This is a genomic window from Frankia sp. Hr75.2, from assembly GCF_949319125.1.
In the GTDB taxonomy this organism is placed as follows: domain Bacteria; phylum Actinomycetota; class Actinomycetes; order Frankiales; family Frankiaceae; genus Parafrankia; species Parafrankia soli.
In genome coordinates, this window is sequence record NZ_CASGGV010000295.1 from 15,377 (window position 1) to 30,838 (window position 15,462).

Sequence of the window (15,462 nt, forward strand, 5' to 3'; positions counted from 1 at the left end):
TCACCCGGCCACCGCCCCGGAGTCGATGGTTGGGTTCCGGCCCGCGAAACGGCCGGCGGCCGCGGGAGTATCGCCATGCGGAACACCGCGCTGTCCGCGCGGAGGCCGGGCCGTCAGGGTGTAGACCATGACAAGCGAGCCCGTCCGAGCCGCAGCCGATCGGCTGATCGCCGCCGCCACCACCGCCGAGCCCTGCCCTCCCGTACGCGACCTGATCGGGTCCGGTGACCTCGCCGCGGCCTACGCCGTCCAGCGCGAGGTGAGCGCCGACCGCCTGGCCAAGGGCGCCCGGGTGATCGGCCGGAAGATCGGGCTCACCTCCCCGGCGGTCCAGGCGCAGCTCGGGGTCGACCAGCCCGACTTCGGCAGCCTCTTCGACGACACCGCCTACCACGACGGCGCCACCATCCCGTACGCCCGGCTGCTCCAGCCGCGGATCGAGGCCGAGGTGGCCTTCGTGCTGGGGGAAGACCTCGCCGAGGGTGACCTTTCCTACGCGCAGGTGCGTGACGCGGTCGAGCACGCGGTCGCGGCGATGGAGGTGGCCGACAGCCGCATCGCCCGGTGGGACATCACCTTCGGTGACACCGTCGCGGACAACGCGTCCGCAGGCGTTTTCGTACTGGGCGCCGAGCGGCGGGCGCTCGCCGAGGTCAGCCCACGCGACGTCACGCTGTCGATGACCGTCACCGGTCAGGAGGACTCGACCGGAACGGGCGCCGCGTGCCTGGGCGACCCGCTGCTCGCGCTGCAGTGGCTGGCGACAACAGCGCGTGAGCTGGGCGACCCGCTGCGTGCGGGTCAGATCGTGCTCTCCGGCGCGCTGGGCCCGATGCGCCCGGTCCTGCCGGGCGCCACGGCCACGGCCACCATTACCGGACTCGGCACCGTGACCGTGTCCTTCAGCGAGGAGTGACCCCAGAGCATGAGCAGAACGAATGTTGCCATCATCGGGTCGGGCAATATCGGCACCGACCTGATGATCAAAGTGCTCCGCACCGCCGAGCACCTCGAGATGAGCGCCATGGCCGGCATCGACCCGGCGTCCGGCGGTCTGGCCCGCGCGGAGCGGCTGAAGGTTCCGACCACCCATGACGGCGTCGACGGCCTGATCAAGCTCCCGCAGTTCGACGAGATCGGGATCGTCTTCGACGCCACCAGCGCCAAGGCTCACGAATACAACGCGAGCCGGCTCGCGCCCTTCGGCAAGCGCGTCATCGACCTCACCCCGGCGGCGATCGGCCCGTACGTCATCCCGGCGGTCAACCTCGACCGGCACCTCGACGCCCCGAACCTGAACATGGTCACCTGTGGCGGCCAGGCGACCATCCCGGTCGTGGCGGCGATCTCCCGCGTCATCCCGGTGCCGTACGCCGAGATCGTCGCCTCGATCGCGTCGAAGAGCGCCGGCCCCGGTACGCGGGCGAACATCGACGAGTTCACTGAGACCACGACGGCCGCGATCACCGAGGTCGGCGGCGCCGCGCGGGGCAAGGCCATCATCATCCTCAACCCGGCCGAGCCGCCACTGATCATGCGCGACACGGTTTTCGCCCTGGTCAGCGCCCCGGACCCGGCTCGGCACGAGGTCGCGGACGCGATCCGGCAGAGCATCGACACGATGGTCGCCGAGGTCGCGGCCTACGTCCCCGGCTACCGCCTCAAGCAGCAGGTGCAGATCACCGAGATCCCCCGTGACCAGCCGGTCGAGACCCTGACCGGCGCCGATGCGCCGCGCCCGACCCACCAGGTGTCCGTGTTCCTCGAGGTCGAGGGTGCCGCGCACTACCTGCCCGCGTACGCAGGCAACCTCGACATCATGACCTCGGCAGCCCTGCAGGTCGCCGAGCGGATCGCGGCCCGGAAGGCGGAAGCATGACCCGAATCTTCGTCCAGGACGTCACCCTTCGCGACGGTATGCACGCGATCCGCCACCGGATCAGCACCGACGATGTCAAGCGCATCGTGCGCGCGCTCGACGAGGCCGGCGTCGATGCCATCGAGGTCGCCCACGGCGACGGGTTGGCGGGCGGGTCGGTCAACTACGGCCCTGGATCGCATACCGACTGGAAGTGGATCGAGGCTGCCGCGAGCGTGCTGCGGAACGCCCGCCTCACCACGCTCCTGCTCCCCGGGGTCGGCACCATCCACGACCTGCGGCGCGCGTTCGACCTCGGCGTCCGCTCCGTCCGCGTGGCCACGCACTGCACCGAGGCGGACATCTCCGCCCAGCACATCGCGGCGGCTCGCGAACTCGGCATGGACGTCTCCGGCTTCCTCATGCTCTCCCACATGGCCGAGCCCGCCGAGCTCGCCGCGCAGGCCAAGCTGATGGAGTCGTACGGTGCGCACTGTGTCTACGTCACCGATTCGGGCGGCCGGCTCACGATGACCACCGTCGCCGAGCGGGTGCGCGCCTACCGGGACGTCCTCGACCCGTCGACCGAGATCGGCATCCACGCGCACGAGAACCTGTCGCTCAGCGTCGCCAACTCGATCGTTGCCGTCGAGAACGACGTGTACCGCGTCGATGCCTCGCTCGCCGGCCAGGGCGCCGGCGCCGGCAACTGCCCGATCGAGGCGTTCGTCGCCGTCGCCAACCTGTCCGGCTTCACACACGGCTGCGACCTCTTCAAGCTCCAGGACGCCGCCGACGACATTGTCCGGCCGCTGCAGGACCGGCCGGTGCGCGTCGACCGGGAGACCCTCACCCTGGGGTACGCCGGGGTCTACTCGTCCTTCCTGCGGCACGCGGAGAGCGCCGCCGCCCGGTACGGCCTCGAAGTCCGCGACGTCCTCATGGAGTGCGGCCGGCGCCGCCTCGTCGGCGGCCAGGAGGACATGATCGTCGACGTCGCCCTCACGATGGTCGCCGGGCGGGACGCCCAGCGTGCCTGAGAGCCTGTCGGGCGACCTCCGGTCCCGCGCCCGACAGGCTCGGAGCGAACGCCTCATGTTTCGGTCGTGCGAACCGTTGACACGCGCGAGCGGCCACTCGTAGTCTCTAATTAAATTTCTGTTTAATTAGGGAGACACGATGCCCGCTGTGCCGATCGAGCGCCCTTCGACGCCAGAAGCACCAGGTCGTTGAGATGACCGCGGTCCTCGAGCCTCGAGCGAACACCAGGGCCAGCGCGACGAATCGCGCCGATCCCGGCGGATCGCTGACCTCGGTCGGCAAGGCGCTCGCCCTGCTGGACGCCTTCCGCTCGTCCGCGAAGGTGCTCGGCGTCACTGAGCTGGCGAATCGCGCCGGAATCTCGAAATCCACGGCGCATCGCCTGCTCGGCTCGATGGTCGAGTACGGCTACCTCCAACGCGTCGAGAACCGGTACTGCCTCTCCCCGCAGATCTTCGAACTCGGGAATCAGGTTCCGATGTGCAGCCCGAGCGGGCTCCGGGAGCGGGCCGCCCCAGTGATGACCGAGCTGTTCGCCGCGACCGAGGGGACCATTCATCTCGGCATGCCGGTCGACAACGAGGTGCTCTACATCGCGAAGATCGCGGGCCGCCATGCGATTCCCTGGTCGACCCGGGTGGGCGCGCGGAGCCCGGCTCACTGCACGGCCCTCGGCAAAGCGTTACTCGCGTTCGGCGGGCCCCAGGCGCAGGCCACGGCCACTCAATTCAATCTGCACCGTTTCACGGCGTACACACTGTATCAGCCGGGCCGTCTGCTCCAGTCACTGGAGCAGGCGCGGAGCGACGGCATCGCCGTCGATCACGAGGAGTTCCGGCTCGGCCTCACCTGTATCGCCGCCCCGATCATCGATCACCACACGGGCCGCGCCATAGCCGCCATCTCGATAAGCTCCGTGACCACAGCCCCTGACGCGCACCGCTTCGCGCGCCCGCTGCAGCGCGCGGCGGAGAAGATCTCCGACCTCGTCCGCACTGTGCCGGCATCGGACGGCGGATCGCACGCGGCGGCCTGACCGGAACACCGTCCCATACCGCGCTCGCCCCGGGGGAGCAGTAAACCGGCATGCCCACGAGCACAGATTCCCAGGTGTCCAAGAAGCCCACCCGCAAGCGCAACTCGGCGAAGACCCGGCAGGCCATTGTTCATGCCGCCGGTCGACGGTTCGCGACGGCCGACTACTCGCGCGTCACACTTCAGGACATCGCCGAGGACGTCGGGATCACGCCCGCTCTCATCGTGCACTACTTCGGATCAAAGCGTCGGCTTCTCGAGGAGGTCTCGACCGATTACGCGGGGTACGCCCCGGTGCTGCCGGACAGCACCGAGGGCGACGACTCGCTGGCCGATCGGTTCGCGGAATCCCTCGTCCGCTACTGGCAGGACGAGGATGCGCGGTGGACCGTCATGGCTCTGGTCCGTTCGCTGGATGTCGAGGGCGTGGCGGACATGTTCCAGCGGGAGATCCGGCGGCGCACGCTGACGCCGTGGAACGCCCGCATAACGGGCGACGACGCGGACATACGGCAGCGGCTGCTGGTCGGTCTCACGATGGGATTCGGCCTGTTCGGCATCGGCATTCTCGTCGACCCGGAGCCACGGAAACTGACCGGTGACGAGGCCGCAAGAATGACCCGCTACCTGAGTGCCATGATCTCCATCTGCCTGGACGAATAGCGCACCGGGTCTCCGACCAGCGGCGTTGAACACGTCGGTGCGCTCAAGAGCGCACCCTGGTCAGGCCACGGAGGTCGATGTCGTCGTCGCCCAGCTGCTGCGGGTCGACCGCGGCGCCGCTCCGGATCAGGCTCATGGCGGCCCGCAGGTCACGAGGCCGGTTCACGGCGAGCGCGCCGACCAGTGCGCCGTCCCGCAGGTAGAACGCGCAGAACCGCTCGTCGTCCGGGTCGCCGCGCAGGACCATCCGGTCGGCCCGGCCGGGGACGCCGGCCACTTGGAGGTTCAGGTCGTACAGGTCCGACCAGAACCACGGCACCTCGGCGAACTCGGTGCGGTCGCCGAGCATCGAGCCGGCGGCGGCGACGCCCTGGTTCTGCGCGTTCTGCCAGTGCTCGACGCGCGCCGGCGCACCGAAATACGGATTGGGCGCGCGGGCCACGTCCCCGGCGGCGTACACGCCGGGCAAGGATGTCCGGCAGAAGGCGTCGACGACGATGCCGTCGGCGGTGTCGATGCCGGCGTCCGTGGCCAGGTCGTCCATCGGTTCGACGCCGACCCCGACCACGACGCAGGCGGCATCGATACGGGAGCCGTCGGTGGCGATCACGGCACGGACCCGGCCGTCGCCCTCGATCCGCCGCACGCCGACACCGGTACGCATGTCCACGCCCCGCCTGCGGTGGTAGCCGGCGTACGCGACACCCAGCCGGTTGCCCAGCACTGCGCGCAGCGGAACCGGCTGCGGCTCCAGCACGGTCACCGGACAACCCGCCTCCCGGGCGGACGCGGCGGCCTCGGAACCGATGAAGCCGGCACCGACCACCACGACCGGGGCACCCGGCTCGAGGTGGGCGCGGATCGCGACCGCGTCGGCCAGCGTGCGCAGGCTGTGTACGCCTGCCAGTTCGGCGCCGGGCACGTCGAGTCGGCGGGCGCGTACCCCGGTGGCCAGCAGGAGCTTGTCGGCGACCAGGCGTCCGCCGTCGGAGAGCAGAACCGCCCGCTCGTGCGGGAGGATCCGCACAGCGCGCGTGGAGGTGACCAGTTCGATGCCGTCGTCGCGCCAGCGTACCGCCGGGCGGAGCAGCGTCTGGTCCGCGGTCTTCCGCCCGGCCAGTACCTCCTTGCTCAGCTGCGGCCGCTCGTAGGGGCCGTCGGGCTCCTCACCGACGAGGACCACTCGGCCATCGAACCCGCGGGCCCGCAGCGACTCCGCGGCCCGGCCGCCGGCCAGCCCGGCACCGAGGATCACGAAGGTCTGCGAGCTAGTCACTGGCAACCTTTCCCTCACGTCCGGCCCATTTCGCATCACTCCCAAGGGACGGCCACCGTCCGCTCCGCCGATGGTGTGTCCCCCAGCATCACGTCGCTCGTGCGTGCGGCGACGTCCGGCGTGCCGCCCTCCGGAACATGTCTTGGCACCTTGCGGCGCCCGCCCGACTACGCGGAGCGACTGGTCCGGAGCACGCCGTACCAGGTGGTCTGTGACCCTTGACACTAGTTCGAGCGCAACCTAAGTTTACCATGTTTCCGCGTGATGGAAAAAGTTTGCGATCAAATGGGGCATCTCGAAGGGAGTTTGCGTGAGCAGCAGACGCGGTCGGAACACCATGGGCATCACCCGTCGACAACGTCGCGCGGGGGCGGTGCTGCTGGCCGCGATGACGTTGTTGGCGACCGCCTGCGGGACGTCACAAGACACCGGCGACAGCTCGCAGCAGACAGCATCCGCCGCGTCCAGCGACCAGAGCGGCGGGGTCACCGACTACCTAGAGTACACACAGGGCAAGTCGGGCAGTGCCGATAAGAGCCTTAAACCGGTGCGCATCGGCTGGGTGAACCAGCAGGGCGGCCAACTCGCGTTCCCGAACGCCACCAAGGGCGCGCAGGCAGCGGTCAAGTACATCAACAACAAGCTCGGTGGCATCAACGGCCACCCGCTGGAATTGGCGACCTGCTACGTCTCCTCCACCGAGTCGGAGGGCACGTCCTGCGGCCAGCAACTGGTGAACGACTCCTCGGTCAAGACGATCCTCTACGGCTCGCTCCTTACGGGAAGCCAGTCCCTGCTGTCGGTCAACAACGGCGAGAAGCCGATCCTCATGGCGAACTCGATCAGCTCGACCGACGCTGCCGCGAAGAACGTCTTCATCTACAACGGAAATCCTCAATCGATCTTCGGCGGCATCGCCGCCTACCTGAAGCAGATCAACGCCAAGACGGTGTCGGTGCTGTATCCCCAGGACTCCAGGACCATCGCCGGGGTGCAGTCACTCCAGAAGATCTTGAAGTCTCTCGGAATAAAGGACGACGCAGTCGGATTCGATCCCTCTGCCACCGACATCACGGCTCCCGCGGTCGCCTCGAACGCCCAGTCGAACGACGCGGTGGTCGTGCTGGCCAGCTCGCCGCCGCTGTGCATCGCCACCGCGAAAGCGCTGGACAGCCTGGCGGTCACCTCGCCAGTGATCGGGGCGGGATCCTTCTGCTTCTCGGAGGACGTCGCGAAGGGCCTCGGCGGTGAGGCACCGAAGTGGATCCAGGACTCCGTGCAGTCCAACGTCGCCGACGACACGCTGGCCGACGTCCAGGCCTACCGCAAGGCGGCCACCGAGGCGGGGCTTAGCGATGACGATCTGACCGATTCCGACGCCTCCCTGGCCTGGGCCCTGGTCATGACCAGTGCCCGGCTTCTCAACACCGGAGGCGGCGAGTCGGCCACCGCTGCATCAATCGCCAAGGAAGCCGAGGCGTTCACCGGACCGATGCTGCTGGGCAGCACCGAGGTGAAATGCGGCGCCTACGACAGTGCTCCCGGGTTGTGCGGAGCGCAGAGCCGGGAGTTCAAGCACGACGGCAACGGCAAGTTCTCCGCGGTGAGCGACTGGCTTGACCCCGAAGGGTTGTAGACCCAGCCCAGGCGCGGAGCGCCGGGCAACCACCGACCACCGCCTGGGAGTGTCCTGAAGATCTTGAAATCGCGTCCGGCCTGCACCAGTTCGCGCAGATCGACATTTACTGGCAATCCGGGATGTGTCGGGCAGTCGGAGCACGATCTCCAGTGGCCTCCCAGGTGGCCGGCGGCCCCCCATAAAATGCGAGGAGTCAGCGAGTCCGGACATGGCCACAATCGTTCTCTTCGCCGCTCTCGGTCTGGGATCCGGAGCCCTGATCGCGAGCATTGCTCTCGGGGTTGTCCTCCACTACCGAGGTAGCGGGGTCATCAACCTTTCCACCGGCGCCACGGCCATGCTGGCCGGGTACCTCTGGTGGGCCATGCGCACCGGATTCTTCGGCGTCGCACTCCCGACGTTACCGGCGCTGGCCGTCACCCTCGTCCTGGTCGTTCTCATCGGTCTGTTGCTCGAGGTAGCAGCGTTCCGGCCCCTGCAGAAGGCCTCCCCGCTCGCCAAGCTGGTGGCCTCGCTGGGGCTGTTCCTGCTGCTCCAGTCGGGCATACTGCTGATCTTCGGCACCTCGCCGCTCAGCGCGCCGGCCGTGCTGCCCAGCGGCTCGGTGACCTTCCTGGGCATTTCACTCTCGGTTGCGCCATTCCTGCTCGCCGCCGTGGTGATCGTTCTGGTCGTCCTGCTGTCGCTGGTCTACCGCCTTTCCCGGTTCGGCCTGGCGACCCGAGCAGCGTCGGAGAGCGAGCCGTACGCTCTGCTGGCGGGCCTGTCCCCCCAGCGCCTGGCGCTGGCCAACGGCGCCCTGGCCAGCCTGACGGCCGGACTGGTGGGCATCCTCGCGGCCTCCGTCGTGGGCGTGAACTCCTCTTCCCTGCCGTTGCTGATCATCCCGGCGCTGGCAGCGGCGCTGTTCGCCCGCTTCACCTCCTTCGTCATCGCCGGCGCGGCGGGCCTGCTGATCGGCATGGCCGAGTCGGTGCTGTACTACTTCTCTACGCAGTGGTGGTTCCCGCATCTCAACGGGTCCCCCCTGCCCGGGGTCCAGCAGGTTCTGGTGTTTCTGCTCATCGTCGCCGCACTGTGGTGGCGCGGCTCGAGCCTGCCCCGCCGAGGCGAGTTCGTCGAGCGTTCGTTACCACCGGTGCCACGGCCGGACAACCTCCTGCGCCGTGCGATCGTTCCCACCGTCGTGTGCGCGGTGGCGCTGGTCGTACTCCCCTACGACTTCCGCCAGGCGACCATCACCGGCCTGGTCTCCACCGTGCTGTGTCTGTCGTTCATCGTGGTGACCGGGTACGTCGGCCAACTCTCGGTGGTGCAGCTCGCGCTCGCCGGTGTGGCCGGGTTCACGGTGGCCCACCTCGGGAACTCCGCGGGTATCGGTTTTCCGGTCGCCGCAGTGCTCGGCGTCGTCGCGGCGACGGGGCTCGGACTAGCGATCGCCGTCTCGGCGCTGCGGGTGCGCGGCATCACGCTGGTGGTCCTCACTCTGGCCGGCGCAGACGCCATTCAGAAGTTCGTCTTCGCCAATCCGGAGTGGGGCGGCGGCGAGGGGGCGACGAAGGTGCAGCAGCCAAGCCTGTTCGGCATCGACGTCGGGACCGACGCCGGTTTCCGCGGGCTGGACGGGCTGCTGCCCAGTCCCGTCTTCGGGTTCTTCGCGCTCGCCGTCGTGGTCGCGCTGTACATGCTGGTGGCCAACCTGCGCCGCGGGGATCTCGGGCGGCGCATGCTGGCCGTCCGGTCGAACGAGCGGGCCGCCGCCGCGTCGGGGGTCAACGTCCGCGCCGTCAAGATGACGGCCTTCGGACTGGGTTCAGCGATCGCGGGCGTCGCCGGCGTCATGTTCGCCTACTCCTACGGGACGGTGTCGGCGGGCTCCTACGAGATCATGGCATGCCTGGCGCTGATCGCCGCCCTGTACGTCCTGGGCATCACGATGGTCCAAGGAGCGGTGCTCGCCGGTTTCGGCGCCACCGGCGCCGTGCTGCCGCTGATCCTGCAGAAATGGGTGTTTCCCGAGAACCAGATCGCACTGTGGGTGCAGTTGTTCTCGGCGCTGGGACTGATCCTGCAGCTCAACATCTTCCCGGAAGGTGTGATGGCGCATATGTGGCGCAAGCGTCAGAGGAAGGCAGGGGTGACGACGCTGGAGCCGGCGACCCCGCGCAACGAAGCCATTCGGCCGGAGAGCCCCGCACTCCTGAACGCCTCGTCCCCGAGTGCCAGTGACGGCGTGGCCGAGGCGGCCGGAGAGGTTTACCGGCCATGACCACGACGGTCCTGAAAGCTACGGATATCGGCGTTCGCTTCGGCGGGATAAAGGCGGTCGCGGGCGTCGATCTCGAGGTCGGCGCCGGACAGTTGGTCGGCCTGATCGGGCCCAACGGTGCCGGGAAAACCACCCTGGTGGACGCCATCACGGGTTTCCTACCCTGTACCGGGCGGGTCGACTTGGCCGGCCGGGACGTGACCCACCTCGAGCCGCACGCCCGTGCGCGGCTCGGCCTGGCCCGGACCTGGCAGTCCGTGGAGTTGTTCGACGATCTGAGCGTCCGGGAGAACCTGGCGGTCGCCGCCGGTCGGCCGTCGATCGGCAGGACGCTCCGGGAACTGCTCCGCAACGGGGACCACACGGCGCCGACGGTGGACGACACCCTCGCCCTGGTCGGCGTGTCGGACCTCGGCGACGCCATGCCGAGAGAACTGTCCGCCGGTCAGCGCACCCTGGTCGGGGTCGCCCGCGCGCTCGCGGGTAGCCCCAAGATCGTCTGCCTCGACGAGCCCGCGGCAGGGCTCGATACCACCGAGAGCCAGCTCCTGGGCCGGCAGTTGCGACGGATCGTGGACGCGGGCATGCCCATGCTTCTCATCGACCACGACATGGGGTTCGTCTTCGGAAGCTGCGACCGGGTCGTCGTCCTGGACGCCGGTTCCGTGCTGTCGAGCGGCCCGCCGGAGGTCGTTCGGACCGATCCGCGCGTGATCAGCGCCTACCTCGGAGGAGCCGACACCGGCTCCGCGACCGATCCCCAGCGGAGTACATGATGACCACACCCGTCCTCCACGTCGAAGGTCTGCACGCGGGATACGACAGCGCCACCGTCGTGCGTGACCTCACGCTGGCCGTGAACTCCGGCGAGGTGGTAGCGCTTCTCGGTCCCAACGGGGCCGGCAAGACCACCACGCTGCAGACCATCTCGGGGCTCGTACGCGCAACCGCCGGCCGAGTCTCGGTCAACGGCCTGGACATCAGCGCGCACAAGCCGAGCGATCGCGCGATGGGAGGGATCGCGCACGTGCCGGAGGGACGCGGAATCTTCGCCGGGCTCACCGTTGCCGAGCACTTCCGCCTCGGCCACCCCCGCGAGCGTCTCGACGCGGACGTCGCTTACCAGTACTTTCCCAAGCTCGCCGAGTTGTCCGGCCGCCGCGCCGGCGTGCTCTCCGGCGGTGAACAGCAGATGCTGGCGGTCGGCAGGGCGCTGGCCCGCAAGCCGCAGTTGATGCTGCTCGACGAGCTCAGCCTGGGCCTCGCCCCGGTGGTGGTCGAGCAACTGCTCCCCATCATCCGGAAGTACGCGGACGAGACCGGATGCGGCGTGCTCCTGGTCGAGCAGCACGTCAACTTGGCACTGGGGATCGCTGACCGGGCGTATCTGCTGGCCCACGGGACGATCCAGCTCGACCGGCCCGCGGCCGAGCTACGCGAGGACCGGACCCTGATCGCCGCCAGTTACCTCGGGAAACCCGCCCAGCCCGAAGCCGGGGCGGGCACGCCCCCAGGCGACGACTGAGGCACCCCGGACCGCGCTTGTCCCGGCCGGTGTGCCTACGGCTCCCCGCAACTCTTGACAGCAGTCCGTGTCCCATTAGAGTGGTAAAATATTCCACTGGATGGAAAACTGTACCGCTACGCACGACGAGGTGTCTTGTGGTCGACAAGATGGTCCGAAGCCGCCACTCCGAGGTGCGGCCCTTGAGCGAGTGGGGCTCGATCGCCACCGAGTTGCTCGGCACGCAGACCCGGCTGGTTCAGGGCCCACAGTGGACCCACCGGGTCATTGAGTGTGGGGACGGCGCGCCGCTCTTCCTGCTGCACGGCATCGGCGGCCACGCCGAGGCCTGGGCGCGGAACGTCCGCAATCTGGCCGAACTCGGCTTCCACGTGTACGCCGTGGACGCCCTTTACCACGGCTACAGCTCGACGGCTCCGCGGGTCCCCGCCCCCGAGCGCGCCGCCCTGCAGGCCGACGCGGTGGCCGACCTCGTCCAGGCCCTCGGGCACGACCGCGTCCATATCGAGGGCGAATCCATGGGCGCCGACATCGCCTACGAGTTCGGCGTCCGGCACCCCGGCCTGACCGGGAAGCTGGTGCTCAACACCGGCTTCCCCCCGGTCACCACCCACCGGACCGAGTTCGCGCCCGCCCCCGGTGGGGGCAAGCACCTGCTCGACCTGGCGCACGAGGCGATCGCGACCGGCTCCCGCGACGCCATGCGCCGCCGGATGGAGTGGCTGGTCGCCAAGCCGGACCGGATGACCGACGAGATGGTCGACCTGCGCTGCCGGCTCTACGCCGAGCCACAGATCAACGCGGCGATGCGCTACGTCTTCGGGATGGACGCGCCGTTCGCCCTCCCGCCCCGCCGGAGCGAGGAGGAAATCGCCCGGATGACCCGGCCGACCCTCGTCCTGTGGACCGAGAACAATCCCGGCTTCGGGCCCGACTACGGCGAGTATGTCGCCGGCCTCCTGCCGGACAGCGCCTTCTATCGCATGCGCGATGCCGGTCACTGGCCCCAGTGGGAGAAGCCCGACGAGCACGACGCCGTCGTCGCCGACTTCCTGCTCGGCTCGTGGCCGGCGCCCTGACCCATCGCGCCGAGCCGCACCCCCGTGGAGGACTCGTGACCCCCATTCTGCCCATCGACAAGCTCTACTCGACCGGTGTCGTCGTCGCTGACCTCGAATCGGCCACGCTCCGCCACGCCGAGATCTTCGGCGTGGACCACTGGGAGGTCCGCGAGTTCACCGCCGACCGGCTCAAGGCGGTACGCGCCTACGGTCGTCCGGCGGCCGCCACCTTCCGCACGGCCACCGGGACGACACCTGGCGGCACCGTGGCCTTCGAACTCGTCCAGCCCCTCACCGGGGAGAGTCCCTTCACCACGTTCCGCGCCAACCGCAAGACCGGTGTCAGCCACCTCACCCTGGCTGTGCGGGACCCGGACGAATGGGCCGGGCTCCGCCGGGACCTCGCCGCCCACGGGCTGCGCATCGCCGCGTCGATGACGGTCGACGGCCGGCTCGATCGGCACTTCATCGACACCCGCGAGGCCCTGGGCGGCTTCTGGGTCGAGGTGCAGGTCCCGCTCGACGGCTCGACCGAGCCGCCGGCCGCCGACGCGCATTGGGACCACAGCGGCCGCTATCAGCGCCCGGACGGCATCGGGCCGATCCCGGTGCAGGGCGTCGGCCACTTCGGGATCGTCGTACACGACATGCCCCGCCGGATCGAGCAGTACCACCGCATCCTCGGCGTTCCGAAGTGGGGCGTGCGGACCTGGCGCAGCGAGCCCGGGATGCTTGAGTCCCCGTACTACCGCGGCGAGACGGTCGACCACGAGTACTTCACCGCGCTCTCGCAGTCACACGGGTTCGGGTTCGAGATCATCCAGCCCACCTTCGGTCCCAGCCACTACAACCGTGACTTCCTCGACCAGACCGGGGAGGGCATCCACCACATCCTCCTCACCGTCCTGACCGCGCCGGAGAACTGGGAACAATCGGTCGCGTGGCTCGAGTCGCTCGGCGCGCCCCGGGTCATGGGCGCCGATATGGCCGGCGGCGCCGCCTCGTTCTGCTACTTCGACACCGGGCCTCAGCTCGGGGGCTACGTCCTGGAGGCCGTGATCCTCAATCGTCCTCCGGACAAGCCGCCGTCCTCGGACTACGACATCGACTTCGACACGGTCGAATCCGAGGACGGGAGCGACCAGTGATCCACCGCAGGCATTCCGCCACGCCCCCGCCGAACCGAGGAAAATGACCATGGACTTCGACGCCGCGCGATACGTCGATGCCGAGCAGGGTCTCGTCAATGGCGAGATCTTCCACAGCCGTGAGATCTACGAGCTCGAGCTCGAGCGGATCTTCGCCCGCTCGTGGCTCTTCCTGGCCCACGACGCGATGATCCCCAAGCCCGGCGACTTCCTCCAGACCTACATGGGCGAGGACCCGGTGGTCGTCGTGCGCCAGCACGACGGCTCCGTGCGGGCCTTCCTCAACCAGTGCCGCCATCGCGGCATGCGCATCTGCCGCGCCGATCTGGGCAATGCCAAGGCCTTCATGTGCTCGTTCCACGGCTGGACGTACGACATCGGCGGCAACCTCATCCACGTCCCGCACGAGGAGGAGGCCTATCCCCAGCCGCTCGACAAGAGCAGGTTCGGCCCGGCGCAGGTGGCCCAGCTGCACAACTACAAGGGCTTCATCTTCGGCAATTGGGATCCCACCGCGCCCTCCTTCGAGGAGTACCTCGGCGATATGGCCTGGTACTTCGACGCCCATGTCGACCGGTTCGAGGGCGGTGTCGAGCCGGTCGCCACGCACAAGTGGGTCATCGGCTGCAACTGGAAGTTCAACGCCGAGCAGCCGGCGAGCGACTCGTACCACGGCGAGATCTCGCATGCCTCGGCGCTGCAGGTGCTGGGTCTGCTCGGCGATGGGCTGCCGCCCACGGGGCCGGGCGGCGGCCCGCTCGGCAGCCAGTACAGCTCGCCCTACGGGCACGGCACGGGCTTCTTCCACCTGCCGGCCATCCTGGCCGGACCGCACGAGAAGGCGTGGATGGAGACCGTACGGGAGCACGCCGTCGAGCGCGTCGGCGAGGCTCGCGCGGACTCCATCCGTGGGCACGGCAACATCTTCCCCAACTTCATGTTCCTCTCGAACGGCGCGATCCGGGTCACCCACCCGCGCGGTCCGGACGAGATGGAGGTCTGGAGCTGGTCCTTCGTCCCGGTGATGGCACCCGACGAAGTGAAGGAGGAGATGCGCGTCGACGTGCTGCGCACCTTCAGCCCCGGCGGGCTCTTCGAGCAGGACGACGCCGAGAACTGGCTGGAGGAGCAGCGGATCCTGCGCGGCTACATGGCCCGCCAGCGGCCGCTGCTGTACACGATGCAACTGGGACAGGCCGAGCAGGACATCAACGGCCTGCCCGGCAAGACGGCGCCGCACGTCTACACCGACGAGGGTGCCCGCGGGATGTACGAGCACTGGGCCGATCTCATGTCCGGCGCCCCCTGGTCCGAACTCGTAGAACGCAAGCGGCAGCGGGTCGCGGCCGCGGCCGAGCAGGAAGAGGCCCGGTCGTGAGCACCTACCTGGAGGCACGGCCGTCGGGGGTCCCGCTCGCGGGCAACGTCACCCCGGAGACGCACTATGCGATCGAGCAGTTCCTGTACGCCGAGGCCGAACTGCTCGACGACGAGGACTTCGGCAGCTGGCTGCAGCTCATCGCCGAGGACATGCGCTACTGGGCGCCGGTACGGATGAACCGCCTGTACCGCGAGCGGAAGAAGTCGTTGAGTCCCCCCGGCGAATCGGCCTACTTCGACGAGACCCGAGCCCATCTCGTGCAGCGCGTCGACCGGCTCAAGACCCGGATGGCGTGGGCGGAGGACCCGCCCTCGCGCACACGGCACCTGATCACGAACGTCCGGGTGCGGTCGACGGCGCAGCCCGACGAGTTCATCGTCGGCTCCGCCTTCTACGTGCACCGGACCCGGATGGAACGCGACCTCGACAGCTTCGTCGGCAAACGCGAGGACCTGCTGCGCCGGACCGACACCGAGTCCGGGTACGAGATCGCTCGCCGCACCGTCGTCTTCGACGTGTCGACGTTGCTGGCCAAGAACCTCAGCATTTTCTTCTAGCGGAGCCGG

At 68.9% G+C, this 15,462-nt stretch carries 14 protein-coding genes; 13 read left to right on the forward strand and 1 reads right to left on the reverse strand.

Going from position 1 to position 15,462, the window contains the following annotated elements; all coding sequences use genetic code 11:
- The first annotated feature begins 127 nt into the window (after nt 1-127).
- From AC559T_RS22680 to AC559T_RS22700, 5 genes are all read left to right on the forward strand, one after another.
- Nucleotides 128-916: a 2-keto-4-pentenoate hydratase gene (locus AC559T_RS22680; protein WP_498870039.1), complete on the forward strand. Its 789-nt coding sequence runs from the start codon at nt 128-130 to the stop codon at nt 914-916.
- A 9-nt stretch (nt 917-925) separates the two neighbouring features.
- Nucleotides 926-1,879 (forward strand): acetaldehyde dehydrogenase (acetylating), encoded by a 954-nt coding sequence (locus AC559T_RS22685; protein ID WP_498870040.1) that lies wholly within the window; start codon nt 926-928, stop codon nt 1,877-1,879.
- Entirely contained in the window at nt 1,876-2,898 is a 1,023-nt protein-coding gene (gene dmpG, locus AC559T_RS22690) for a 4-hydroxy-2-oxovalerate aldolase (protein ID WP_498870041.1), read from the forward strand. The genes AC559T_RS22685 and dmpG overlap by 4 nt, the downstream gene beginning before the upstream one ends.
- A gap of 194 nt (nt 2,899-3,092) precedes the next feature.
- Entirely contained in the window at nt 3,093-3,935 is an 843-nt protein-coding gene (locus tag AC559T_RS22695; RefSeq protein WP_498870042.1) for an IclR family transcriptional regulator, read from the forward strand.
- A gap of 50 nt (nt 3,936-3,985) precedes the next feature.
- A complete protein-coding gene (locus AC559T_RS22700; RefSeq protein WP_498870043.1) occupies nt 3,986-4,597 on the forward strand; it encodes a TetR/AcrR family transcriptional regulator in 612 nt (203 codons plus the stop codon).
- 43 nt (nt 4,598-4,640) lie between these two features.
- Here the strand turns inward: AC559T_RS22700 and AC559T_RS22705 are convergent, their stop codons facing one another.
- Nucleotides 4,641-5,873 (reverse strand): NAD(P)/FAD-dependent oxidoreductase, encoded by a 1,233-nt coding sequence (locus AC559T_RS22705; RefSeq protein WP_498870044.1) that lies wholly within the window; start codon nt 5,871-5,873, stop codon nt 4,641-4,643.
- 310 nt (nt 5,874-6,183) lie between these two features.
- Between AC559T_RS22705 and AC559T_RS22710 the strand changes: the two genes are divergently transcribed.
- The 8 genes from AC559T_RS22710 (at nt 6,184) to AC559T_RS22745 (ending at nt 15,453) form a co-directional block, all read left to right on the forward strand.
- Nucleotides 6,184-7,509 carry an ABC transporter substrate-binding protein gene (locus tag AC559T_RS22710; RefSeq protein WP_498870045.1) on the forward strand — a complete coding sequence of 442 codons (1,326 nt, stop codon included), beginning with the start codon at nt 6,184-6,186 and terminating at the stop codon, nt 7,507-7,509.
- A gap of 211 nt (nt 7,510-7,720) precedes the next feature.
- A complete protein-coding gene (locus AC559T_RS22715) occupies nt 7,721-9,781 on the forward strand; it encodes an ABC transporter permease (protein ID WP_498870046.1) in 2,061 nt (686 codons plus the stop codon).
- On the forward strand, nt 9,778-10,557 hold the full coding sequence (locus tag AC559T_RS22720; protein WP_498870047.1) for an ABC transporter ATP-binding protein: 780 nt from the start codon (nt 9,778-9,780) through the stop codon (nt 10,555-10,557). The genes AC559T_RS22715 and AC559T_RS22720 overlap by 4 nt, the downstream gene beginning before the upstream one ends.
- On the forward strand, nt 10,554-11,306 hold the full coding sequence (locus AC559T_RS22725; protein WP_498870048.1) for an ABC transporter ATP-binding protein: 753 nt from the start codon (nt 10,554-10,556) through the stop codon (nt 11,304-11,306). The genes AC559T_RS22720 and AC559T_RS22725 overlap by 4 nt, the downstream gene beginning before the upstream one ends.
- Before the next feature lie 182 nt (nt 11,307-11,488).
- Entirely contained in the window at nt 11,489-12,385 is an 897-nt protein-coding gene (locus tag AC559T_RS22730; protein ID WP_498870049.1) for an alpha/beta fold hydrolase, read from the forward strand.
- 35 nt (nt 12,386-12,420) lie between these two features.
- Nucleotides 12,421-13,515 (forward strand): VOC family protein, encoded by a 1,095-nt coding sequence (locus AC559T_RS22735; protein WP_498870050.1) that lies wholly within the window; start codon nt 12,421-12,423, stop codon nt 13,513-13,515.
- A 49-nt stretch (nt 13,516-13,564) separates the two neighbouring features.
- Nucleotides 13,565-14,893, forward strand: coding sequence for an aromatic ring-hydroxylating dioxygenase subunit alpha (locus AC559T_RS22740; protein WP_498870051.1), 1,329 nt, complete (start codon nt 13,565-13,567; stop codon nt 14,891-14,893).
- The gene (locus AC559T_RS22745) at nt 14,890-15,453 is read left to right on the forward strand and encodes a 3-phenylpropionate/cinnamic acid dioxygenase subunit beta (RefSeq protein ID WP_498870052.1); all 564 of its coding nucleotides are present in this window, start codon (nt 14,890-14,892) and stop codon (nt 15,451-15,453) included. The genes AC559T_RS22740 and AC559T_RS22745 overlap by 4 nt, the downstream gene beginning before the upstream one ends.
- Nucleotides 15,454-15,462: the final 9 nt, after the last annotated feature.

Excerpts from the sequence above, each read along its gene's own strand:
- AC559T_RS22715 (WP_498870046.1), top strand. The coding sequence starts at position 7,721 with ATGGCCACAATCGTTCTCTTCGCCGCTCTCGGTCTGGGATCCGGAGCC.
- dmpG (WP_498870041.1), top strand. The coding sequence starts at position 1,876 with ATGACCCGAATCTTCGTCCAGGACGTCACCCTTCGCGACGGTATGCAC.
- AC559T_RS22680 (WP_498870039.1), top strand. The coding sequence starts at position 128 with ATGACAAGCGAGCCCGTCCGAGCCGCAGCCGATCGGCTGATCGCCGCC.
- AC559T_RS22740 (WP_498870051.1), top strand. The coding sequence starts at position 13,565 with ATGGACTTCGACGCCGCGCGATACGTCGATGCCGAGCAGGGTCTCGTC.
- AC559T_RS22720 (WP_498870047.1), top strand. The coding sequence starts at position 9,778 with ATGACCACGACGGTCCTGAAAGCTACGGATATCGGCGTTCGCTTCGGC.
- AC559T_RS22685 (WP_498870040.1), top strand. The coding sequence starts at position 926 with ATGAGCAGAACGAATGTTGCCATCATCGGGTCGGGCAATATCGGCACC.
- AC559T_RS22700 (WP_498870043.1), top strand. The coding sequence starts at position 3,986 with ATGCCCACGAGCACAGATTCCCAGGTGTCCAAGAAGCCCACCCGCAAG.
- AC559T_RS22695 (WP_498870042.1), top strand. The coding sequence starts at position 3,093 with ATGACCGCGGTCCTCGAGCCTCGAGCGAACACCAGGGCCAGCGCGACG.
- AC559T_RS22725 (WP_498870048.1), top strand. The coding sequence starts at position 10,554 with ATGATGACCACACCCGTCCTCCACGTCGAAGGTCTGCACGCGGGATAC.